This window comes from Bacillus sp. GBSW19 (assembly GCF_002998655.1).
Lineage (GTDB): Bacteria > Bacillota > Bacilli > Bacillales > Bacillaceae > Bacillus.
Genome location: NZ_PVRF01000004.1, coordinates 106159 through 130246 on the forward strand (window position 1 = coordinate 106159; position 24088 = coordinate 130246).

7 protein-coding genes are annotated in these 24088 nt (G+C 44.9%); 5 read left to right on the top strand and 2 right to left on the bottom strand.

Going from position 1 to position 24088, the window contains the following annotated elements:
- Positions 1–17: 17 nt before the first annotated feature.
- The 5 genes from C6344_RS16930 to C6344_RS16950 are packed head-to-tail and all read left to right on the top strand — an operon-like array spanning position 18 to position 21833.
- Entirely contained in the window at positions 18–2687 is a 2670-nt protein-coding gene (locus tag C6344_RS16930) for a non-ribosomal peptide synthetase (RefSeq protein ID WP_106073126.1), read from the top strand.
- A complete protein-coding gene (locus tag C6344_RS16935; RefSeq protein ID WP_106073127.1) occupies positions 2680–7185 on the top strand; it encodes an SDR family NAD(P)-dependent oxidoreductase in 4506 nt (1501 codons plus the stop codon). The genes C6344_RS16930 and C6344_RS16935 overlap by 8 nt, the downstream gene beginning before the upstream one ends.
- Before the next feature lie 18 nt (positions 7186–7203).
- Positions 7204–14430 carry a type I polyketide synthase gene (locus C6344_RS16940; RefSeq protein WP_189313044.1) on the top strand — a complete coding sequence of 2409 codons (7227 nt, stop codon included), beginning with the start codon at positions 7204–7206 and terminating at the stop codon, positions 14428–14430.
- Positions 14423–20833 (top strand): type I polyketide synthase, encoded by a 6411-nt coding sequence (locus tag C6344_RS16945; RefSeq protein ID WP_106073129.1) that lies wholly within the window; start codon positions 14423–14425, stop codon positions 20831–20833. Before C6344_RS16940 ends, C6344_RS16945 begins: the two co-directional genes overlap by 8 nt.
- Positions 20826–21833 (top strand): phosphotransferase enzyme family protein, encoded by a 1008-nt coding sequence (locus tag C6344_RS16950; RefSeq protein WP_060595710.1) that lies wholly within the window; start codon positions 20826–20828, stop codon positions 21831–21833. The genes C6344_RS16945 and C6344_RS16950 overlap by 8 nt, the downstream gene beginning before the upstream one ends.
- A gap of 41 nt (positions 21834–21874) precedes the next feature.
- Here the strand turns inward: C6344_RS16950 and C6344_RS16955 are convergent, their stop codons facing one another.
- Positions 21875–23281 (bottom strand): alkaline phosphatase, encoded by a 1407-nt coding sequence (locus C6344_RS16955; protein WP_106031380.1) that lies wholly within the window; start codon positions 23279–23281, stop codon positions 21875–21877.
- Between the two features lie 112 nt (positions 23282–23393).
- Positions 23394–24086: an MgtC/SapB family protein gene (locus tag C6344_RS16960; protein WP_034664661.1), complete on the bottom strand. Its 693-nt coding sequence runs from the start codon at positions 24084–24086 to the stop codon at positions 23394–23396.
- Positions 24087–24088 lie beyond the last annotated feature (2 nt).

Genomic DNA, 24088 nt, shown 5'->3' on the forward strand with positions numbered 1-24088 from the left:
AAGAGGTGAATGGAAGAGTGATTGAACATGATGATTTTCAACTGAAAGCAGCGGCGAAGGAAAAGGCGAGGGAAAGAGCCTACTGGACATCTATTTTATCAGGTGTCCAGCTTGATGGCCGCATTCCTCATACGGTTTCGCAAGCCAAGCCTGCTGAAATAAACCGATCGCTTCATTCGTCCTTCCCGGTGGCTATGAACCATTCGTTAAAGCAATTATGTGGAGATTCTGATTTACGCCTGTTTATCGTGCTGACCACAGCTGCTTTTGGCTTGCTTCAACGTTATAGCGGAAAAACTGAGTTGATGGTGACTGTTCCTACAATGGAACAGTCTGCCAATCAATCAGCCATCAATCATATGCTGCCGCTTAAGGCAGAGATTGAGCCTCATATGAGCTTTAGCGCAGGGCTAGAGGCAGTGAAACAATCGTTTCAGGAGGCAGTGCGTCATCAAAACTATCCTGTTCATATTTTAATGGATGAGCTTTGGCATTCAGTAGGAGAAGACAAGAAGCGTGTCAATCTGGCATGTGCGTTTGAGCCATTGCATGGGCATGCTGACCGAGAGCAGCTGCATGCGGATGTGCTCATTGTTTGGAAGAAAGAACAAGATCACTTTCATGCTGAAGTTCACTGGGATGCTTCCATTTATGACGATCAAATGATGGAGCAGTTCTCCAGACATTTCATGACACTCACAGAGCAAAGTCTCAGAACGCCTGAACAAGCGATGAGCACACACTCATTTTTATCTGATATGGAGAAAAGTCAGCTGTTTGATTCGTTTCAAGGAGAGTCGCTCGCTTATCCAGTGGATCGTGATATTGTGTCGTTATTTCAAGAACAAGTCCAATTGCATCCAGCACGAACGGCCGTTGTGTTTGGCACCACCTCCTATACATATGAAGAGGTTGATGATTTATCGAATCGCATTGCGCTTAGACTGTCTCAAAGTGAGATGACACGTGAGACTCCAGTTGGTCTCAGAATGAATCGGTCTGCTGAACTGGTCATTGCCATTCTTGGCATTTTAAAGGCTGGCTATGCTTATTTACCGATTGATGTCCATCTGCCGATCGAAAGAATTCGGTATATGCTCAAAAACAGCGGTGCTGCAGTTATTGTCTCGGATGCGGACGGGCACGAAGGATTGGATGTCGAGGTTCATGTGATTCAAGACATGCTTCAAGAATCGCCAATAAAAGAGAATCTGACTTGGTCTATTTCGCCTTCGGATATGGCGTATGTCCTGTATACATCAGGAACGACAGGGCATCCAAAAGGGGTCGTTATTGAACATCGTCATGTCATTAATTTGGTATATGGAATGAAAACGCGCTTTTTTGATCTGCTCCCTGATCCTTTGCAAGTAGGGATGCTGGCTTCACACATTTTTGATGCGTCTGTGCAAACGTTGTTCCCGGCATTGCTCCTCGGGCATACGCTGCATATTGCCAAAGATGAAGTCCGTATGGATGGGCATGCGTTATGGTCGTTTTACCAAGAAAACCACATTCAGCTGTCAGATGTGACCCCCTCTCATTTAAAGCTGATGAACAAGGCAGCAGCGCAATCGAAACAAGACCTGCCTGCTTTGAATATGCTGCTGGTGGGCGGAGAGGTGTTCACAAAAGAGCTGATGGATCAATTTTTACAGCATATATCAGGTGAAAAACCGATCATGATTAATGCGTATGGGCCGACTGAATGTACGGTTCAGTCATCATCCTTTTTGATTCCCAAAGACTGGAATGAGCAAGTCATTCCTATTGGGCAGCCGATGCCGAATGAGCATATTTTTATATGTGATGCGCAAGGAGAGCCAGTTCCGATTGGCGTTTTTGGCGAAATATATATAACTGGCGATGGTGTAGGTCGTGGGTACATCAATCACCCTGATCTGAGCAAGGAGAAATTTATCAAAAAACCAGAGCTCAGCAGCGGGATGTTATACGGTACGGGAGATCTTGCAAGATGGCGGTTTGATGGTTTATTAGAGTTTGCCAAGAGAAACGACGGTCAAGTGAAAATTAGGGGATATCGAATTGAGCTAGAGGAAATCCGCAGAGCGATTCTTGATGACCCGCATATGCAAGGACTGATTCAAGATGTCATTGTCGTTCCTAAGGAAACGCAGGATCAGGACCAATACATTTGCGCATATATGATGGCAAAACAAGTGATAGATCAGCGTGCGCTTCGTCAGTCTTTAAGTGAAAGATTACCAGGTTATATGGTGCCGAGACATGTCATCCAAATAGAGCAATTTCCTTTGAATCTATCAGGGAAATTGGATATCCAAGCACTGCCGAATCCAGAAGATCAGGCGGCAGGCAATCAAGAGCCGTTGACCATTCAAGCACATAATGAAACAGAGCAGAAGCTTGTTCGCATTTTCGCCTCTATTTTACAAGTCCCTGCTTCGCAGATTCGTATAGATGAACCGTTTTTTGACTTAGGCGGGAACTCTTTTAATATCGTAGAGCTGTCCAATAAAGTGAAAGAGGAGTTTCAGCAGGAGCTGACAGTGATGGAGCTGTTCCAATATACAACTGTTTCGCAAATAGCTGCTCAATTAAAAAATAAAGCATCAGGGCAAGAGAAACAAATCGAAGATGATGGAGAAAATGAAGCGGATGACTTAGAAAGTGCCGCTCAACTGTTAGGCGGGATGATAGATGAGTAAGTTCACAGGATTAGAGGTTGCAGTGGTTGGGATGGCCTGCCGTTTTCCGGGAGCAAAGAATATTCATCACTTTTGGGACAACCTTGCAAATGGAAGAGAGTCCATTACGTTCTTTTCGAAGGAAGAGCTGCTTGAGGCAGGGGTTGAGAAAAAAGCATTAGACCATGAGCAATATGTACGTGCTAAAGGAGCAGTCGATCAGCATGATCACTTTGATGCAGATTTCTTTGGTTATTCACAGCGTGAAGCAGAAGTAATGGACCCGCAAATCCGCATGTTTCATGAGGTGGCATGGGAATCCCTTGAAGATGCAGGCTATAACCCTGAAACCTATCAGGAACCGATTGGTTTATTTGGAGCTGCTTCTGCTAATTTATATTGGCAAGCTGCTTCCATGCTGATGAGAACGAATCACTCATCTGAACAATTTGCGGCTGTTCAATTAACAGATAAAGATTTCATGAACACAAAGGTATCCTACAAATTGAATTTGAAGGGACCGAGCGTAGCTGTTGATACAGCTTGTTCTTCCTCTTTGACTGCCATTCATATGGCGGCGCGCGCCCTGATTACTGGAGAATGTAAAATGGCACTCGCAGGCGGCGTCACCATTACGACCCCTCACAAAAAAGGATACATGTATCAAGAGGGCATGATCATGTCGCCAGATGGGCACTGCCGGGCTTTTGATGAACAGGCAGAAGGAACCGTTGGCGGCGAGGGCTGTGGAGTTGTTGTGCTCAAATCATTAAAGCAGGCACTAAAGGATAAGGACCATATCTATGGCGTGATTAAAGGTTCAGCCTATAACAATGACGGCGGGCGGAAGGTTGGCTACACAGCACCAAGTATAGAAGGACAAAGCGAAGTCATTAAAAAGGCACTCAACATCAGTCGTGTAGAAGCTGAGAGTATATCTTATATTGAAGCACATGGCACAGGTACAACTCTTGGAGATCCAGTTGAAATTGAGTCACTAAAGCAAGCTTTTCAAACGGATAAAAAACAGTTTTGTGCGATTGGGTCTGTGAAAACCAATATTGGTCATCTTGACTCAGCCGCAGGGATTGCAGGTTTTATCAAGACAACGCTTAGTCTGTACCATCAGATGCTGCCGCCTAGCCTTCATTATAAAAAACCGAATCCGAAAATTGATTTTGAATCAAGCCCATTTTATGTAAATACAACACCCGTACCATGGACGAAATCAGAGCAGCCGCTGCGTGCCGGTGTCAGTTCATTTGGAGTCGGCGGAACGAATGTACATCTGATCATGGAAGAGGCACCCGCCGCCGACAAACCGTCAGTAGAAAGAGATCATGAACTAATGGTGATTTCGGCAAGATCGAAGCAGGCGGTTCAAAAGTCTGCTGAACAAATGACCTCTTATTTAAAAGAACATAAGCATGTCACACTATCCGATGCTGCATTTACCCTGCAAGAGGGACGAAAGCATTTTCCTTATCGACAAGCTTTTCTTGCAGGTCCGGGCCGCACATTCCAGTCAGCCGGCCAGCCGCAAAAGGCCTTTCAACAGCCTGCGATCGTTTGGATGTTTTCTGGTCAAGGTGCTCAGTATGTGAATATGGGCAAGGATTTATATGAGAAAGACCCTGAATTTAAAGAAACGCTTCAGAAATGTTTTGCCATTATTTTATCGTTATCAGGTGTTGAGATCGAGAACGTGTTATATCCAACAACCGAAGAAGAGTTCATAGAAGCAGAACAACTCATGCAGCAAACATCATATACACAAATCATCTTGTTTAGTTTTGAGTATGCGCTCGCATCGAAGCTGATGGGACTAGGCATACGTCCGCATTATTTCATTGGTCATAGTATTGGAGAAATCACGGCTGCCTGCGTGGCCGGTATGATCAACCTTGAAGATGCCATCCGGATCGTTTTAAAAAGAGGCAGTTTGATGCAAAAAATGCCTCCAGGTGAAATGGCCGGTGTGTCACTCCCTGCCGAAGAGATTGAACATGATCTTCCAGAAGGTGTCGAGCTTTCTGCAGTGAATAGCTCACAATTATCTGTTGTTTCCGGTCCTTCAGAACGGTTACAGATTTATCTCGAACAAGCTGAAAAAAGAGGAGCTTCTGTCCAAAAGCTGAAAACCTCTCACGCCTTTCATACGAGTATGATGGATGAAGCGTCCGAACAGTTTAAGAACGTTCTCTCGGAGATCACCTACCAGCAGGGCGAGATTCCGATCCTTTCGAATGTGACAGGGAGCTGGTTAACAAATGAACAAGCCGCATCACCTGATTACTGGGCATCTCATATCAGGCAGCCTGTTTTATTTAGTCAAGGAGTAGAGACGTTACTTGGACTTGGAGAAGTGGTTTTCATTGAAGTGGGGCCAGGTCATACGTTAACTCAATTTGTGAGACGACATGATGACTATGATGTGAACAAAGCAGCGGCTGTTTCAATGGTGAGACATCCAAAAGAACAAGCTGCTGATGATGAATATATGAAAAAGGCTATAGGGAAGCTGTGGAGTTTTGGAGTGGAACCGAATTGGAGCGCTGTCAGAAAAGAAAAGGCCCCATATCGAGTGTCACTGCCAACATATCCATTCGAGCATCAAATATTCCCCTCTCCGCAGTTTAAAGCGGATCAGCTGATGACCGCTTTAGCGCCATCAGAAAAGGGGGAGAAACTCTCAGCTGATTTTCAAGACTGGTTTTACATTCCGGTATGGGAACGCTCTGCACCTGTACTAAAAGAGCAGCATCATCAAGGGAAGCGTATCTTGGTTTTTGAGAAAAATGGTCATATTGGCGCTTATTTGAAAGAACGGCATGCAGAGGTTGTCAGCGTCTGTCAAAGTGATCATACGATCAAAGAAAATGACCAGTTGATGAAGGCGGACGTTCATATGCTGTCACATTTAGAGTGGGTGATGGCTGAACTGCAGCAATCTGAATTTATACCGGAAGAGATCATCTGGATGCATGATGAACTAACAGAAGATACAGGTGATCAGCCAAACTACTTATCTGTGCTCGATCTCGTCAGGCTGATCAGCCAGTATCATAACACAGCCATCCGTCTTCATCTTGTGACAAACCAAGCGCATGATGTAATCGGGATGGAGAAGGTCAATCCTCTTCAAGCAACATGTACTGGGCTGGCTCTGACCATTCCTCAAGAATATCAGCATATTGCGTGTCAGCACATTGATTTATGTCAGGAAACAAAGGCGGACTGGCCGCTATTTCTTTCATACGAGGTTGCAATGCACGATCAAGATGCGGTCGTGGCGTATCGCGTGAACAGCAGGTGGGTTCGAAAGGCTTCAAGCACCCCTTTAAACAAAGAGGAATCGTCCAAGCAGCCTTTCAGGACTCATGGCGTTTACCTCATGACCGGCGGTATGGGGGGCATTGGCTTCACATTAGCTAAACATTTAGCAGAAACGTATCAAGTGAAACTTGTGTTCATGAGCCGAGTACAAATACGTGAACGCTCTGCATGGCTTGATCTGCGTGATGCGGAGGGGAAAGAAGCTGAAACCGTGAAAAAGCTGATGACTCTTGAAGGGTTAGGAGCTCATGTACAAGTTGTACACGGTGATGTGTCAGATCAAGATGCTGTGCAGAAAGCGGTCCAGCTGGCTCATACGTCATTTGGTGATTTACATGGTGTCATTCATGCGGCAGGAGAGGCAGACGGGAAGATCATCCAAGCAAGAACAGCAGACGATGAAATTCGCATGTGTCAGGCAAAAATCAACGGGACCTATGTGCTGGATGAAGCACTCAAGGATGAAACGCTCGACTTCTTTTTACTTTGTTCATCCCTAGTGTCCTTTCTTGGAGCGGCTGGACAAGTGGCTTATGCGGCTTCCAATGCTTTTATGGACAGCTTTGCTCATGCGAAGAGGCAGGAAGGAAAGCCAGTGATTTCTTTAAACTGGGATCGGTGGGAAAAAGTCGGTATGGCACACGACTCAGCATTAGCGGCCAAAGTCAATGACATGATGGCACTTGAGGAGCAGGCGGGAATTTTGCCAGAACAAGGGATAAAGGCCTTTCAGGAAGTGCTGCGTCTAGATTATCCGCAAATTCTTGTTTCTGTTCGAGACATGGGTGAGAGAATGAAACATCGATTAACACCTATGCAGCAGGAAGAAGAGCCGTCTCAACAAATATCGAAGGTCATAGATGATCGTCTAGAAGCATCATTGAGTGATGTACTCAGCTCCTTTTTTCATCATGAACCGGATGTGAATGAGAACTTCTTTGAAATGGGTGCGACATCCCTTGATTTGCTGCAGATGAGCGGTCATATCAAATCAATTTATGGCATAGAGGTTCCGGTAGTCATGATGTATAGCCACCCGACCATCGCGTCATTGGCTGCCGAACTGAAGAAGATACATGGGGTAAAGGAAGAAAAGCAAGCTGTCACTGAATCATCTAATCTCCGCAAACAGGCGATGGCAGATGGGAAAAACCGCCGTAAACAGAGATTAAAACGAAAATAGATGGGAGAAATGCAGCGTATGTCTGATCAAGAGCAATGGACCGAATCTGGACTTGAAATTGCAGTCGTAGGATTAGCAGGTACGTTTCCCGGAGCACCGAATGTGCAAACGTTTTGGGAAAATGTATCGCAAGGGAAAGAATCCGTTACGTTTTTCACTGATGAAGAATTAAAGGCAGCGGGTGTAGATGAGACGCTGCTAAAGCGTTCTGATTATGTGAAGGCAAAGCCATTTTTACAAAATGCATCATCATTTGATGCAGACTTTTTTGGCTACTCTCCGCGAGAGGCATCTATTATGGACCCGCAAATTCGATTGATGCATGAATGCACATGGCATGCGCTAGAGGATGCAGGCTATGAGCCTGAGCAATACGAAGGATTAATTGGTCTTTATGCCGGCGCATCTAGCAATCTATCGTGGATGGGGCAGCATATGTCGTCACTTGAAAAGAACGAAGATGTGTTTCAAATCATGCATCTCAATGACCCATCCTTTGCTTCTCGGATTGCCTATAAATTAAATCTAAAAGGTCCAAGCGTATCGGTACAAACGGCTTGCTCCACGTCGCTAGTTGCTATCCATATGGCCTGCCAAGGATTAATTGGCGGTGAATGTGACCTTGCGTTAGCAGGAGGTGTCACACTCCATCAGCCGCAAATCACAGGCTATCTATACCAAGAAGGAATGATTTATTCTCCTGATGGCCATTGCCGTCCGTTTGATGAAAAAGCAAAAGGAACCGTTTTTGGTGAAGGGGCAGGCGTGGTTGCGCTAAAACGATTGAAAGATGCGATAGAAGACGGAGATTTTATTTATGCTGTCGTAAAAGGATCTGCAACGAACAATGATGGAAGCAATAAAGTCGGCTATACAGCCCCAAGTGTGAGTGGACAGGCAAGTGTCATTGAATCTGCGTTAGAAATGGCTGAGACAGAACCAGAGACGATTTCTTATATCGAAGCACATGGAACGGGTACGCCTGTTGGAGATCCGATTGAGATTGAGGCGCTTACCCGTGCTTTTCAAACAGATCAACAAGGCTATTGCCGGATTGGATCAGTCAAAGCCAATATTGGGCATTTAGATGCTGCAAGCGGCGTGGCTGGTTTTATCAAAACAGTCATGATGCTGCATCATCGTCAATTTGCCCCGATGCCGCACTTTGACAAGCCGAATCACCGTATTCCGTTTGATCAAACGCCATTTTATGTTGGGACAGACAAAGAGGAGTGGAAGACGTCTCATTTGCCAAGGAGAGCTGGAGTCAGTGCTTTTGGTATAGGGGGAGCAAATGCTCATGTCATCTTAGAAGAGGCGAAGCCGAGAAAAGCAAACGGCACGGCCTCGTCCAAAGAATTAATTGTGCTTTCAGCTAGATCAACGCATGATATGAAGAACATGACAAAAAACTTGAAGGAATATGTCTCCTCACATCATGAACTCTCACTTGGCCAAGCAGCTTACACCTTACAAAGTGGAAGAAAAGCCTTCAAATATCGAAAAACGTTTGTCTGTTCGTCGCGGGATGAATTATTAGAGCAACTGCAAGTGCAAGATACAGCAGGGAGAGAAAGTCTTCTTTATAAACGGATCAGCATGAGGCTGACGGGGTATCATGAGTCAGGTTTACGTGATTACATCAAGCTGTATGAGAAAGATCATTCTTTCAAAACAGAAGTGGATCGATTAATGAGCCTCGTCCAATCTGCGGTACCTATCAAAAAAGACGAGCTGTTCCATTCCAAACAAAGCAGACAATCAGAAGTGGCTATGCTGATCATGACATCGGCTTTTGCCAACGAGCTAAGGTCACTCGGAATTGAACCAGATGGTTGGATTGGAGAAGGCAGCGGAGTCTGGACAGCTTTATATGCAGCAGGCGGGCTTGAGCTAAGAGACGCAGCATCAATTGTGTACGACCTTCATGACACTGAGACGGTTAATCATAGGCTGGCTTCCCTGCCTCAGAGGACACTCCAACAGCCTGTTTACTTGCAGCAGACCGGGGAGGAACTAACCACTTACCATCCATCGTCTGCAAAGCGTTTTCTTGATATGAATCAGCCTGTAAAACCGCCTTTGATTGAGCAAGAATCAACAGCCTTGATCATTGATCTTTCAATAAAACAAAGCATTGTGGTTGAAAAGGGAGCAGAAAAATCAACCGAATCACTTGATGGAGACATTCTTCAAATCGCCGGTGTTCTTTGGGAAATGGGGGTCGGCTTATCCTTTCCTTTAACAGAGGAGAAGAACAGGCAGCGCATTCCGCTACCTGGGTATCCATTTCATAAAACCGATTTTTCTGCACAAACAAATACGATGGCAGCCATTGAGCCACAAAAGCCGCAGGATGTAAAGCGTGTTTTTACTTCGCTCGCTTCTTTACAAAAAGATATTCACGACATTGTTCAAACTCATTTTGGGTTTGATCAAATGGATGATGAATCGCCATTTTTTGAATTTGGTGCGACATCACTTGATATATCTCAGCTTGCAGCGAAAATATCTGAGCGAATGGATCAACAAATTGACACTGTTCAATTGTATCGGTTTGCTACAGTGGCAAGCCTTGCTGAATATTTGTTTGAAGAACAGATGGAACGAGATCAAACACCTGCTTCTCTCCCAGTAAAGAACACGTCCCAGGAGCATACGGATATTGCGATTGTCGGAATGGCAGGAAGATTCCCAGGGGCTTCGTCGCTAGAAGACTTTTGGCAGCGTCTTGTGAATGGCGAGGAAATGATTCACTTTTTCACAGAAGAAGAACTCAAGAAAGCAGGGCTGGATGCGTCTGTTTATCAGCATCCGAATTTCATTGGAGCAAAAGGCCGTTTACAAGAGATCGAAGGCTTTGATGCAGACTTCTTCAACTATTCTGCTAGAGAGGCAGAGCTCATGGATCCGCAGTTCAGGCTCTTGCATGAATGTGCTTGGGAAGCGCTGGAGGATGCTGGCTGTGACCCTGATCGAATGGCAGGGAAAATTGGCGTTTATACAGGAACGAGTCCAAATCATGAGTGGCTGACGCGCTTTGCACATCAAATGGAAGCAACCGAGCAATTCAGCGCAATGCTGTTAAATGATCGTGAATTCTTTAGTACGCAGCTTTCTTATAAATTGAATTTACACGGGCCTAGCGTGACCATGCAGACAGCTTGTTCGACCTCACTTGTCAACATTGGCATGGCTTGTCAAGCATTATTGAATCAAGAATGTGATGCAGCACTGGCTGGCGGTGTGACGGTCAGTTCTCCAGAAAATATCGGCTACATCTATCAAGATGGGATGATTCAATCAAAAGATGGACATTGCCGTCCGTTTGACCAAGAGGCGAGCGGAACCATTTTCGGAGATGGAGCGGGGATTGTTCTGCTAAAACGTTATGAAGATGCGATGAGAGACGGCAACCCGATTCATGCGGTCATCAAAGGGGTTGGTGTGAACAATGATGGCAGCCGAAAAGCTGGTTTTACCGCTCCGAGTGTGGAAGGACAGGCAGAGGTTTTAAAAGAAACGTATGAAAAATCAGGTATCGATCCCGCATCCATTGGTTATGTAGAAGCACATGGTACGGGGACAAAAATGGGAGATCCAATTGAGGTATCTGCCCTTAGTCAAGTGTTCAAAGGGACAGATCCGCTGACGATTCCGATCGGTTCTGTGAAAAGTAATGTCGGCCACTTAAATAGTGCGGCAGGGATTGCAGGTCTGTTTAAAGCCATTTTGGCCCTCCAGCATAAAACGATCCCGCCAACCATTCATTATGAATCACCCAATCAGGAGATCCCTTTCAAAGATACACCGTTTTATGTGAATCAAAAGGCGTTGTATTGGAAGGAAGCAGATGGCCCGAGAAGAGCGGGGGTTAGCTCTTTCGGTATCGGTGGAACGAACGCCCATATGATCATAGAAGAGGGCATACAGGCGAAGCAAAAACCAGCTTCTAACCAAAAGCAGCTGCTCGTCTTATCAGCAAAAACGGATACTGCTTTAGCGAAAATGACAGAGCAATTAAAGCAGTATGTGATCCAGCACCCTCAAGTTCCGCTTGAAGATATTGCTTATACATTGCGGTATGGCAGAAAGCAATTTCCATACCGAAAAGCCATCGTGCTCGCGTCTGCTGATGAATGGATGCAGCAGAACCAGCTTGAAACGAGTGTGTTCCGAAGCAAAAAATGGCGTAAAGCGACCTTTATGTTTTCAGGTCAAGGCGCTCAGTATGCTGGTATGATGCGCGGATTATACGATGCAGAGCCAGTGTTCAAATGGGAAGTAGATAGATGCTTTAAATATGTAATGGAAACGGAGCAAGTTGATTTAAAGGGCTTTGTTTTTTCCAAGAATGAAACGAACGAAGACATCACAAAAACGTCAAATGCTCAGCCGCTTCTCTTTATATTTGAGTATGCATTAGCCAAATTGCTTCAGCATAGCGGTGTTGAGCCAGAATCAATGATTGGACACAGTATCGGCGAATACGTTGCTGCTTGCTTGTCAGGGGTCTTTTCTCTGGAGTCTGCATTAACACTCGTGATGGCAAGAGGAAGATTGATGCAAGACATGGAAAAAGGCGCCATGCTTAGTGTGCAATTACCCGAGGCAGAGCTGACTTCGATGATTGATGAATCGCTTTCTGTTGCTGCTGTCAATGCAAAAGACCTTTGTGTCGTTTCTGGAAGAGAAGAGCATATCACTGCATTTGAAAAGAAACTGCAAGACAAAGGAATTGTCACAAGACAGCTCCATACTTCTCATGCCTTTCATTCCTATATGATGGAGCCGATGCTTGAGGCGTTTCAACAATTCGTAGAGAAAGTAGAATTGCATGAGCCGACGATTCCGTTTATATCGAATGTGACAGGCACCTGGGCAACAAGTGAAGAGGTGATGACAGCATCTTATTGGACGAGCCACCTGCGTGGAACCGTTCGTTTTCATGAAGGTCTATCTCAGCTGTTAACCGATGAAGTACGAGCGCTCATTGAAGTTGGACCTGGAAACAGCTTGACGGCATTAGCGAAACGTCATGATAACAAAGAGTCTCATCATGATGTTCTGAATATGGTGAGGCATGCAAGAGAACAAGCGGATGACCATGCATATTTCTTAAAAAGAATAGGAGAGCTATGGGCAGGCGGCTACGAGGTCAAAGCGCAGCAACAACCAAATCAAGAGGAACGTCAGCTCGTATCGCTGCCGACCTATCCATTCGAACGGAAACGATATTGGATTGAAGCAGGAAAGCCGGCTTCTCCGCAGCTATCCGTTCCTAAGGAAACGAAGAAGAAAGAGATGGAAGAATGGTTCTACCTGCCTTCATGGGAGCAGCAGCCGCTAAAACCTGTTTTCGAAAAAGAAACAGAAGAACAAACGTGGCTCATTTTCAGGGAACAGGATGCTTTTCATGAACTGTTTACCCATTCATTTAAGCAACAAGGTATCAAGGTCATTTCTGTCACAAAGGGTGAAGCTTATCAAGAGCAAGATCAGTCGTTTACGATCAATCCGGCAGAAGGCCAGCACTACCGTAACATGCTAGATTCATTGTCTAATAGAGGTGTCAATATCCATCGGATTCTGCATTTATGGGAAGCTGCGAAAGAAGATGACAACTCGAATCGTCAATCCGCTTTTCAGGCGCACATTGAAAAAGGCTATTACAGCTTAATTTTCTTATCTCAAGCGATTGCTGCCCAAAAAAATATTCGAGAATGCCGTCTGTTTACGATCACTAGCGGAATTCAGCCAGTCACAGGCAATGAGACGATATGTGCAGAGAAAAGTGCAATGCTTGGACCGTGTAAAGTGATTTCACAGGAATACCATCATATCAAATGCTGGAATATCGATGTGGAAGATGTGCCAGAAGTCATGTCTTGGAAGGAACAAGTACTTGTCGATCTTATTGTGCAGGAAATCATGCAGCCTGGAAAGGACCAGCTTGTGGCGTATCGCAATCGTCAACGCTGGGTGCAGAGCTACAAACGTTTGCCGCTGCAAAAAGAAGATGGACTTCCGAAGATGATCAGGCCAAATGGTGTGTATCTGATCACAGGAGGTTTAGGCGGCATCGGATTTGTTCTATCAAAGATGCTGGCGAAGGAAGGAAATGTACATCTTTATTTAACTGGAAGAACGGCATTGCCGCCGAGAGATGAATGGGCGTCATACGTTCACCAAGTAAATGCCGATGAAGCGCAGCGTACGAGAATTGAGAAGGTGCTTGAGCTCGAACGATTAGGTGCAACAGTAGAAGCGGTGCAGGCGAATGCAGGAGATCTGGATCAGATGAAACGTGTATTTGATGCCATTCGCAAAAAGCATGGCGGCGTTCATGGTGTATTCCATGCGGCAGGATTACCAGGAAGTACATCCTTCCGTGCAATCAAAGATATTCCTTCTACACTGGCGCAGGGAGAGGATCAATTCCAATCAAAGGTGAAAGGGCTCGATGTGCTAGAGCAGCTGCTGGAACAAGAACAAGCAGATTTTTGTCTTCTCTTTTCTTCCATTAGTGCATTGCTTGGGGGCTTAGGATTCTCCGCTTACTCAGCGGCTAACTTATATATGGATGCATTTGCAGCTAGACTTAATCAACATAGTCAAACCCCGTGGATGTGTGTGAACTGGGATGCGTGGAATTTCTGGGGTGAGCTAGAATCCACAATTGGTGAATCGATAAATGAGCTTGCGATATTACCAGAAGAGGGTGCTGAGCTGTTCCAGTATGTTCTGTCTAACCGGCAGAATCGACACATGCTCGTGTCCACGGGAAATCTTGAAGAACGAATGGATCAATGGCTGTCACTAGAGCCGAAGGCAGCAGAGAATGAGGATTCATATGAGGTGTCTAAGCACGAAAGACCAGAGCTCGGCAATCCATATGTGGCTCCTCGAAATGAAACTGAAAAAGCGATCTGTCAAGTTTGGCAGGATTTTATGGGCATGGAACAAGTGGGCATTCACGACAATTTCTTTGATCTCGGCGCAAGCTCGCTGGATATTGTTCAAGTCACCAATCGGTTAAATCAAGCACTTCAAACAAATGAAGCGGTTGTGACCTTGTTTACGTACCCATCTGTTGCTGAGCTTGCGAAATATATCCAGCCTTCTGAGGACTCGCAGGAAGAAGCGATGGAAGAAGAACTAGCCGTCGTCACTTCAGGTGATCGAAGAGCTCGTTTTAAACAGCAACGGAATAAAAGATTGAGAGGCGGAATCGAGAATGAATGATACAACGAATCACTATCATGGCGCAGAAATTGCTGTTATCGGTCTTGCAGGTCGTTTTCCAGGGGCCAAAAATGTAGAAGAGTACTGGGAGAATCTGAAAAAGGGAAAAGAAACCATCTCTTTTTTTACAGAGGAAGAATTACGGCGTGAAGGTACAGATGAAGCCTTATTGAAAAACCCCCGTTTTGTTAAAGCAAAAGGGATGCTAGATGATGTTGATTTATTTGATGCGGATTTCTTTGACTATACACCAAAGGAAGCGGCTATGATGGATCCGCAGTTCAGACTGTTTCATGAATGTGTGTGGACGGCGCTTGAAGACGCTGGGTACGATCCGTTTGAATATAAAGGGCAAATTGGTCTTTATACAGGTGCAGGAATCAATACAGAATGGGTCATGAGAGCACTTCAAGGGGCGGCTCAAGGTGAGGATTCGAAAACACTGGAAGCTGCCGTTCTGAATATGCGTGATTATTTGGCGACGATGATTTCATATAAATTAAATTTGAAGGGGCCGAGTATGGTGGTGCAAACCGCCTGCTCGACCTCAATGGTGTCGATTCATTTAGCCGTTCAGGCTTTATTAAGCGGCGACTGTCATATGGCTGTTGCAGGCGGCGTGTCCATTCGCCTGCCGCAAAAATCGGGCTATCTTTATCAAGAAGGCATGATCCATTCATCTGACGGACATTGCCGCGTCTTTGATAACAAGGCCGATGGAACCGTTTTTGGTGATGGTGCAGGAGCCGTTATTTTAAAAAATTTAGAGGATGCCATTGAAGACGGCGATCACATTTATGCTGTCATTAAAGGATCATCTATTAATAATGACGGAAATAGAAAAGTAGGATATACAGCGCCGAGTACGAAAGGTCAAGTATCAGCGATTAAAACAGCACTTCGAATGGCTGAGGTGGAACCTGAAACCATTTCGTACATTGAAGCACATGGAACCGGAACAACCCTCGGAGATCCGATCGAAATTGAAGCGCTCAAGCAAGCGTTTGATACAGATAAAAAAGGCTTTTGCCGCATTGGTTCTGTCAAATCAAATGTTGGTCATTTGAATGATGCGTCAGGTGTCGCCGGCTTTATTAAAACCGTTTTAAGCTTAAAGCATCAAGTGATTCCGCCGACGATTCATTTTGAAACGCCGAATGAAAAAATTGAATTTGCCAATTCGCCTTTCGTTGTAAACACAGACTTGACGCCATGGAGCAAGCATGAATCTCCTCGCCGTGCAGGTGTAAGCTCATTTGGGATTGGTGGAACAAATGCTCATGTCATTTTAGAAGAAGCACCTGCTACACGTGTCGCCGCAGATAGCCCTGAGGATAGTGAACTCCTTTTATTATCTGCCAAAACACCAGCAGCTCTTGAGAAAATGACCGATCGCCTTGCGGACTATTTACTTCAGCATCAGCAGCATGTTCGTCTAAGTGACGTTGCCTATACGCTGCAAACAGGGCGCCATCATTTCCCGCATAAACGTGTCATTCTTGGAAGTAACACGGCTGACATGTTACAGGCGCTGAATCAAAGGTCAAAAGAGGTGGTCAAGACGGCAAGCTCCCAAACATCGAGCCGGCCAGTCGTCTTTCTTTTCCCAGGTCAAGGATCTCAGTATGTAGACATGGGGCGTCAGCTTTATGACAAATATCCAGTCTTTAAGGAAGCGCTGGATCAATGCTTGAATCAATTCAAACAGCATATCTCAGTTGACCCATTCAGCATTTTATTCTCAACAGAAGCAAGTGATGATCCTCAGCTGATCAACCAAACAGAATATACGCAGCCGCTTCTGTTTAGTGTGGAATACGCTTTGGCTAAATTGCTGATTCATTTTGGCGTCAAACCGCAGGCACTGATCGGCCACAGTATTGGAGAATACACAGCTGCTGCCGTATCTGGTTTACTATCTGTTGAAGATGCCGTAGATCTTGTGTCTTATCGCGGACAGCTCATTAGCAAGCTTTCAAAAGGCTCTATGCTGAGCGTTCCTTTGAGTGAACAGAACGTGCTGCCATATTTAACAGATGATCTTTCACTTGCAGCAGTAAATGGTCCTGAGTTATGTGTAGTGTCAGGGGAGACCGCAGCCATTGATGCACTTGCTGAGAAGCTGGAGGCTGCTGGACATGGGTGTAGAAAGCTTCACACCTCACATGCCTTCCATTCTAAAATGATGGATGACATCCTGCCTTCATTCAAAGAAAAGGTAGTTGAGTATCAATTGAATGCACCGTCTATCCCGTATATTTCTAACGTCACAGGTACGTGGATTGGCCATGAAGCAGTGCAAGACCCGGCATATTGGGTTGATCACTTGCGGCAAGCGGTCCGTTTCCGTGATGGAGCGGAGACATTATTAACGGAGCTTGATCCTATTTTCGTTGAAGTCGGGCCGGGGAATACGTTAAGTGCCTTTATTCGCCAAGCCTCAAAGGAACACCATCAGCAGCCGATTCCATTGATGCGTCACCCGAAAGAAGAGGCAGCAGACGACCGCTACCTGCTGGGCAGGCTTGGTGACATCTGGCTTCAAGGGGTGCCGGTTGACTGGACAAAATGGCGAAATCAGACATCAAATCAAAAAGTATCCTTGCCGACCTATCCATTTGAACGACAAAGATATTGGATTGAAAAGGTAGATACATCCGCATTATCTTCATCCTCAGGTGTGCAAATGGTGGTGCCGAAGGAAAACAAGGCACAGGGAATAGAAAAAAACAATCAAGTCCATTCCGCCGCAGCGAATGATATTGAGGCAACGTTACAGCGGATGTGGAAAGACATTTTAGGAATTGAAAAGGTGGAAAGAGACGACCACTTCTTTGAGCTTGGCGGACATTCGTTAAATGCGACCGGTCTGATTTCTCAAATTCACAAAGAGTTTGGTGTAGAACTTACGCTCACAGACATGTTCAACAATCCGACGATTGAAAAGCTCCAAGCATTCATCGAAAAGGCAGAGAAGCATCAATATTTCAAGATTGAACCAGTGGAAAAGAAAGACACGTATCCATTATCTGCTGCTCAAAGACGGACATTCCTCATTCATCAGCGTATTGGTCAAGTGACCTCATACAACATGCCGATGGCACTAAGATGTAAAGGTGAAATTGACGTCGAGCGCTTTGAGCAGACCTTCAAGCAATTAATTGATCGTCATGAAACATTGCGAACGACCTTTGAATTAAAAGATGGAGAACCGGTTCAGCGGGTCCATGATGATTTCCACTTTGCTGTTGAAATGACAGAGGCTGATGAAGAAGGATTAGAAGCACAAATCGATGAATTCATTCGTCCATTTGACTTAAAGGCTGCACCATTGATCCGTGTGCGTTTTGTGAAAATCGCAGCACATGATCATCTCTTATTAGTCGATATGCATAATATTGTGGCGGATGGAGCGAGCATGAACATCTTTATTAAAGAATTTACTGAGCTCTATCGAGGGGAAACCTTGCCGGAACTGACCGTTCAATATAAAGATTATGCAGAATGGCAAGACAAATATTTCCGCAGCGAGATGTTTCAAAAGCAGCAGGATTATTGGAAGCAGCAAATTGGCTCAAATGTGCCAACTTTGACAATGCCATATGATTTTGAACGGAAGGAACAATCCTTCTTAGGAAGAGCGATTAAATTTAATATTGAACCGCACATCGTTGAGAAAATTGAACAGCTCGCTGAACGGTATCAACTGACAAATAACGTCATCTTGTTCCAGCTATATGGGCTGCTGCTCTCACGTTATGCGGATCAGGAGGAATTGATTGTCGGTTCACTTGTGGCTGGACGACGTCATGCAGATATCGAGCATACAATTGGCATGTTTACGAACTTCCTGCCAATTAAACTAGACATGGTACAAGAAGCAACCTTTACAGAGCAATTGGCGCAGACAAAGCAAGTACTGCTTGATGCGTATGACCATCAAGAGTACCCATTTGACCAAATGGTTGAGCATCTGAATCCAAAAACAAGACCGCATCGCAATCCATTCTTTGATACGATGCTCATTTATCATAATGAGTACGATCCGAATATTAAAATTGAAGCCGATGGACTGACATTTGAAACTCATGAGTTTGCAAAGGGAATTTCCAAACTCGATATGAAAATGGATGTTGTCAGAGAGGTAACGGGCGAGTTAAAGTGCGTGCTTCAATACAATCTAGCTCTGTTTAAACATGAGACGATGCAAGCTTTCGTCAACCACTTCCAGCACTTGGTCGAACAGGCTGTTCAAACACCTGATCAACTGCTCAAGGATTTCGCTGTTCTTTCACAGGAGGAAGAACAAGCAGCAAAAGAGAAAAGGGAGCGCGCAGAGGAAAAAGCACCGCTCGTACTGACAGTCAGCTCGACATTTACAGCAGATCCAGTCGCACCTTATATTCAGTACTGGACCAAGCAGTTTGATGTGCAGCTTGATGTTCAATTTGCACCATATGGGCAGGTTTATCAGGAATTACTAAATGAGCGCAGCCTTATCTCACAGAAGAAAAACGGTGCGAATCTTCTGCTCATTCGTTTAGAGGATATCACTGGTCCCGCTCATCTCTCACTGGAAGAAAAGAAAAAACTGGCTTCAGAGCATGCTGAAGAACTTGCAAACGTTCTGAAATCAAAAACGAAACATAACCTATATTTTGTTGGGATTTTGCCGATAAGTGCTGCTCTTAAAGACATCCTGCAAGACGTGGAACAAGAGTGGATTGCTCAGTTATCTGAGATAGGCGGTGTTCAGTTGATCGACTGTCGTCAGCTTGCACAGCAATATCAGATGGATGACATCTTTGATGAAAAAGGAGAGCAAGCCGCACACCTCCCATTCACTGAAGTCTTTTGTGGAGCTATCGGTACAAAAGTCGCACGCGAGATCATTGCATGGCAAGGTGCACCATTTAAGGTAGCGGCCATTGACTGTGATCATACGCTTTGGAGAGGTGTCGTTTCAGAAGACGGTGTGGAAGGCATCGACATTACGCCAGAACATCAAATGCTTCAGCGCTTTTTAAAACAAAAGCAGCAAGAAGGGCTCCTGCTTGTCTTAAGCAGCAGGAACAATGAAGAAGATGTGTGGCGCGTGTTTGAAAACCACCCAGATATGATCTTGCAAAAAGACGATATCGTCGACTGGCGCATCAATTGGGAAAGTAAACCGGCACATCTAAAAGAGATGGCAGATTCTCTGAACCTTTCATTATCTCAGTTTATTTTCTTAGACGATGATCCAGCTCAGTGCTTGCGTATGAATGAAGAGCTGCCTGAAGTAATGACGCTGCTGTTGCCTGCCAATGAAAAAGCGATTCCATTATTCGCCCAGCATGCTTGGGCATTCGACCGCTATGATGTCACAGATGAAGATAGAGGACGAACAACGAGCTACAAGGCTGAAAAGGCTCGTCAAAAAGAGAAAGCAGAGTCGCCGTCAATGGAGCAATTTTTACAAGATTTGAATTTGAACATGAGTGTAACAGAGTGGGGAGAAGAGCACCTTGCCCGCGTGGCGCAAATGAGCAGCCGTATTAACCAATTCCGCTTAAATGAGCAGCGCTTTGATGAACAGCAGCTGAGAGAGCGGATGGAAAATGAGCATGTCCAGGGCTGGGTCATTGAGGCAGCGGATCGCTTCAGTCATGAAGGGATTGTAGGGGCTATCTTGGCTCATCATGCAGGCGGCACCTTGAAAATTGATGCATGGATGCTAAGCTGCCGTGCTCTAGGGAAAGGGATTGAGCAAAAATGTCTGACATGGCTTGCTGAATACAGCCGTCTGCACCAGCTTTCTTCCATTGAATTTACGTTTGCATCGACTGGACGTAATGAGCTGTTCAAGTCATTTATGAAAGAGCACCAGATGCAGGAGGTTGAGGAGCAGCAAACATATCGTATACAAGTGGAAGAAATTGATTCACTGAGCAATCACATTCAGATCGTCGACCACCTGTCACCTCGTCAGCTCTCGACTGAAGAAATAGAGGATCAAAGGGTGGAGGCAGCAAGTCATTCAGCTTCTAAAGGTTATACATGGGAAACGGTTCAACCAGATCAAACGCTGCACAGCGGTTATGTAAAAGCCCTTAAGGTACATGATCAAGAAGGTCTTCGTGCATTATTAAAGACGGAACTGACACAAGATCATGGACTTTACGCACAGCCAACCAATGAACGCGAGGCCTTGCTTTTTGATATTTGGTGTGACATTCTTCATGTGGAAAAAGTAGGAATTGACAACGACTTTTTCGATTTAGGAGGAAATTCTTTACTTGCTGTCAAAATGGAAGTAGAGATTGAAAAGAAGGGTTGGTATGTTGATGATTTGAATTTTGCTGAAAAACACACCATTCGAGAATTAGCAAAATATATGAAGAGGGAGAATCAGCATGCATAAAGATGTAAAAGCCATATATGAAGAATCAAAAATTTTAGATGAGGCCACTCATTTATACGGAGTCCAGCGAAGTGACATCCACTTTATCGCAGATGCAGAAAACTATGTGTATGAACTTAAAAAAGACGGAGAGTCTTTCATTTTAAAAATTACCCATACCATCCGCAGATCACCTGATTATATTTTAGGTGAAATGGAATGGCTCCATCACTTAGCGAAGGGCGGACTTTCGGTTGCGAAACCAATTGCTTCATTAAATGGCCGTGATATCGAGCAAGTAGACGATGGGCAAGGCGGTTCATTTTTGCTTCGAGTCTATGAAAAAGCATCAGGCCATAAAGTGGAAGAGGCAGACTGGAACGATGAATTATTTTATGCCCTTGGACAGTACACAGGGCGCATGCATAAACTGACAAAAAGCTATCAGCTGTCAGACCCACGTTATAAAAGACAAGAGTGGGATGAAGAGGAGCAGCTTAAACTGCGTAAGTATGTCCCAGCCGATCAGACTCTTGTGTTTGAACAAGCGGATCGGTTGATGGAAAAGCTGGCAAAGCTTCCGAAAAATCAGGATACGTACGGATTGGTTCATGCGGATCTTCATCACGGAAACTTCCACTGGGATCAAGGGAAAATTACGACCTTTGATTTCGATGATATCGGGTACAACTGGTTTATAAATGACATCAGCATTTTGCTATACAATGTCTTGTGGTACCCTGTCATTCCATACGAAGACAAAGCTGCTTTTGCAGGAAACTTTATGAAGCAATTCCTTAAAGGCTATCGTGAAGAGAATGAACTTGGGGATGAATGGCTTGCCTACATTCCTGACTTCCTTCGCTTACGACACATGCTGATCTATGGCTTGCTGCATCAAGCATTTGATTTGGCCACCATTGGAGAAGAAGAGAAGGCCATGCTCGCTGGCTTCCGCTCCGACATTGAGCAAGCAGCACCGATTACGACGTTTGACTTTACAAAACTAAGTCAATCTTAAAATGAAAATCCCCGCCTATATGATGAGGCGGGGGTTATTTTTTATGGGCGATAGGTGGACGGTGATTCAATAATGTGAAACAGGTTCTTTCCTTGCTTTGTATTATCGATCCAGCCTTGAAATGCTGCTTTACCAGGTCCATATGCATAGACAGGGACATCCTCACCTGTATGGGCAAAGGTTGTCCAGCCTGAGAAAGAACGCTGATCAAAGATATGTTGAATGCTGAGTTGGATCGTACTGGCCTTCCCTGATTGTGCCGCTTTCTCTACCTGTGAGATTTCCTCTTTAGTGAGCGCGAAATCAATATTGGTGTGAAGGACATCACGTACAGATTGACCCCCTGCGATTTTCTTTGCCATATACACAGGCGTTTTCTTAGCAGCTAGAATGGGTGCTGGGTCCCATTTATAGCCGGTCTCACTTGTCATACCATCTGCGCCAAAGGAAAATCCTCCAGTCGCATGATCTGCTGTGATGACGACGAGGGTTTCTTGATCCTTTTTAGCGAATTGAAGAGCCGCATGAACTGCTTTCTCAAAATCCTCCATCTCACTCATTGCGCCGACCACATCATTTTCATGTCCAGCAGAATCAATGGTACTGCCTTCAAGCAGCATGAAAAATCCATGCAGGTTGTCTTGATTTAATTGGGTTAATGCTGCCTGCGTCATGTCTTTTAAAGTAGGCACATGCTTTGGGCGATCAATGGCTCGATCCAGCTCGTCCTCCTGGAATAACCCAAGCATTTTCGAAGATGATTGAGAGGTTAAATCATCTTTTGATCGCAGAATGGAATACCCGCTCTTCTTAAATTCTTGCACAAGATTACGGTCTTTTCGGTCAAAATATTGCATTCCGCCACCTAGAAGGATATCAACTTTGTGCTCTCCGCCTATTTTCTCATCAAAAAAGTGGTCTGCAATTTGTTCTTTGTTTTTTCGGGAGACGTTATGTGTGCCAAAAGCGGCAGGTGTTGCATCGGTGATGTCAGATGAGACAACAAAGGCTGTTTTCATTTGTGCTTCCTTTGCTGCTTCAACGACACTTCTAAGAGGTTCTTTTTCTTGGTTGACGGCGATGGCATCATTGTATGTCTTTTTCCCAGTCGCCATGGCCGTGGCTGCGGCTGCTGAGTCGGTAATATTATCTCGAGGATCATCTGGATGTGTGGTCTGCATCCCGACTAAATACGGGTCCCAGACGGTTTGTGCTTTTGTAGAACCAAGCTTTTCCTGCTTGAATGTGCGGTAGGCTTTGATCACGGGCATCCCCATTCCATCGCCAACGATAAAAATAATATTTTTTGGTGTTTTCGTTTGTTTCTTGTCTGCCGCATTTGTTGATACGGGAGTGACATCATGTGAGGTTAATAGAACAGCTAATACGAGTACCGCTAGAATCCCACTCATAAGAAAAATACGATTTTTACGATCCATAGAACCCATGAAAAATCTCCTTTTATCATTTATTTCATAATTTGTATTTTATTTGAATGAAGGCGATGGTTCAACCCTTTTCCCATAAAAAAAGGCGATGAGACTTTTATCTCACCACCTTTTATACCGTATCACACTTCACGCCAACGACGCCTTCTAGATCTTTAATATCAAAGTACACATCGGTTGTATAGCGATCTTTATGCACGCGTACGCGTACTTCCATAATCGGGTAGTTCTTTTCTGTTAAATCATCAATTCGAACAGAATGAATGCGAATATTGAGGGCTTTCATTTCTTTTAAAATATCCGTCATGCGGTTTCGATCAGAAAGAGACATTCTGATGCGGATTTCTTTTTCCTGTAAGCGAATCGGCCCGATCCGCTGGAAGAGCCATGGTAGAAATTCGACACTGATCAGAATAAAGAAAAGACTGAGGAAGGCTTCTTTATAAAATCCTGCACCTGTTGCAACCCCAAGTCCTGCTGCTCCCCAGATCATCGCAGAAGTCGTGAGACCTGAGATGACATCATTGCTTTTTCGCAGAATCACACCTGCTCCAATAAAACCAACACCAGATATAATTTGCGCCGGTAACCTGAGTGGGTCCATTTGAAGCTTAGAGACTCGAGGGAAATTGTAGGCTGCATCAATGCTGATGATGGTTAATACGCAGGAGCTGACAGCAATGACAATACACGTTTTTAAGCCGAGGGGCTTTTTCTTCAGCTCTCGTTCAAGCCCGATAATCAAACCGATTAAGGTGGCCACGGCTAATTTTAAGACCGTATCCCATTCAATTGTCCAAAACATGC

What these genes read in the sequence shown, in the direction of transcription:
- C6344_RS16935 (WP_106073127.1), top strand. Translation starts at nt 2,680, where the DNA reads ATGAGTAAGTTCACAGGATTAGAGGTTGCAGTGGTTGGGATGGCCTGC.
- C6344_RS16940 (WP_189313044.1), top strand. Translation starts at nt 7,204, where the DNA reads ATGTCTGATCAAGAGCAATGGACCGAATCTGGACTTGAAATTGCAGTC.
- C6344_RS16945 (WP_106073129.1), top strand. Translation starts at nt 14,423, where the DNA reads ATGAATGATACAACGAATCACTATCATGGCGCAGAAATTGCTGTTATC.
- C6344_RS16950 (WP_060595710.1), top strand. Translation starts at nt 20,826, where the DNA reads ATGCATAAAGATGTAAAAGCCATATATGAAGAATCAAAAATTTTAGAT.
- C6344_RS16955 (WP_106031380.1), bottom strand. Translation starts at nt 23,281, where the DNA reads ATGGGTTCTATGGATCGTAAAAATCGTATTTTTCTTATGAGTGGGATT.
- C6344_RS16960 (WP_034664661.1), bottom strand. Translation starts at nt 24,086, where the DNA reads ATGTTTTGGACAATTGAATGGGATACGGTCTTAAAATTAGCCGTGGCC.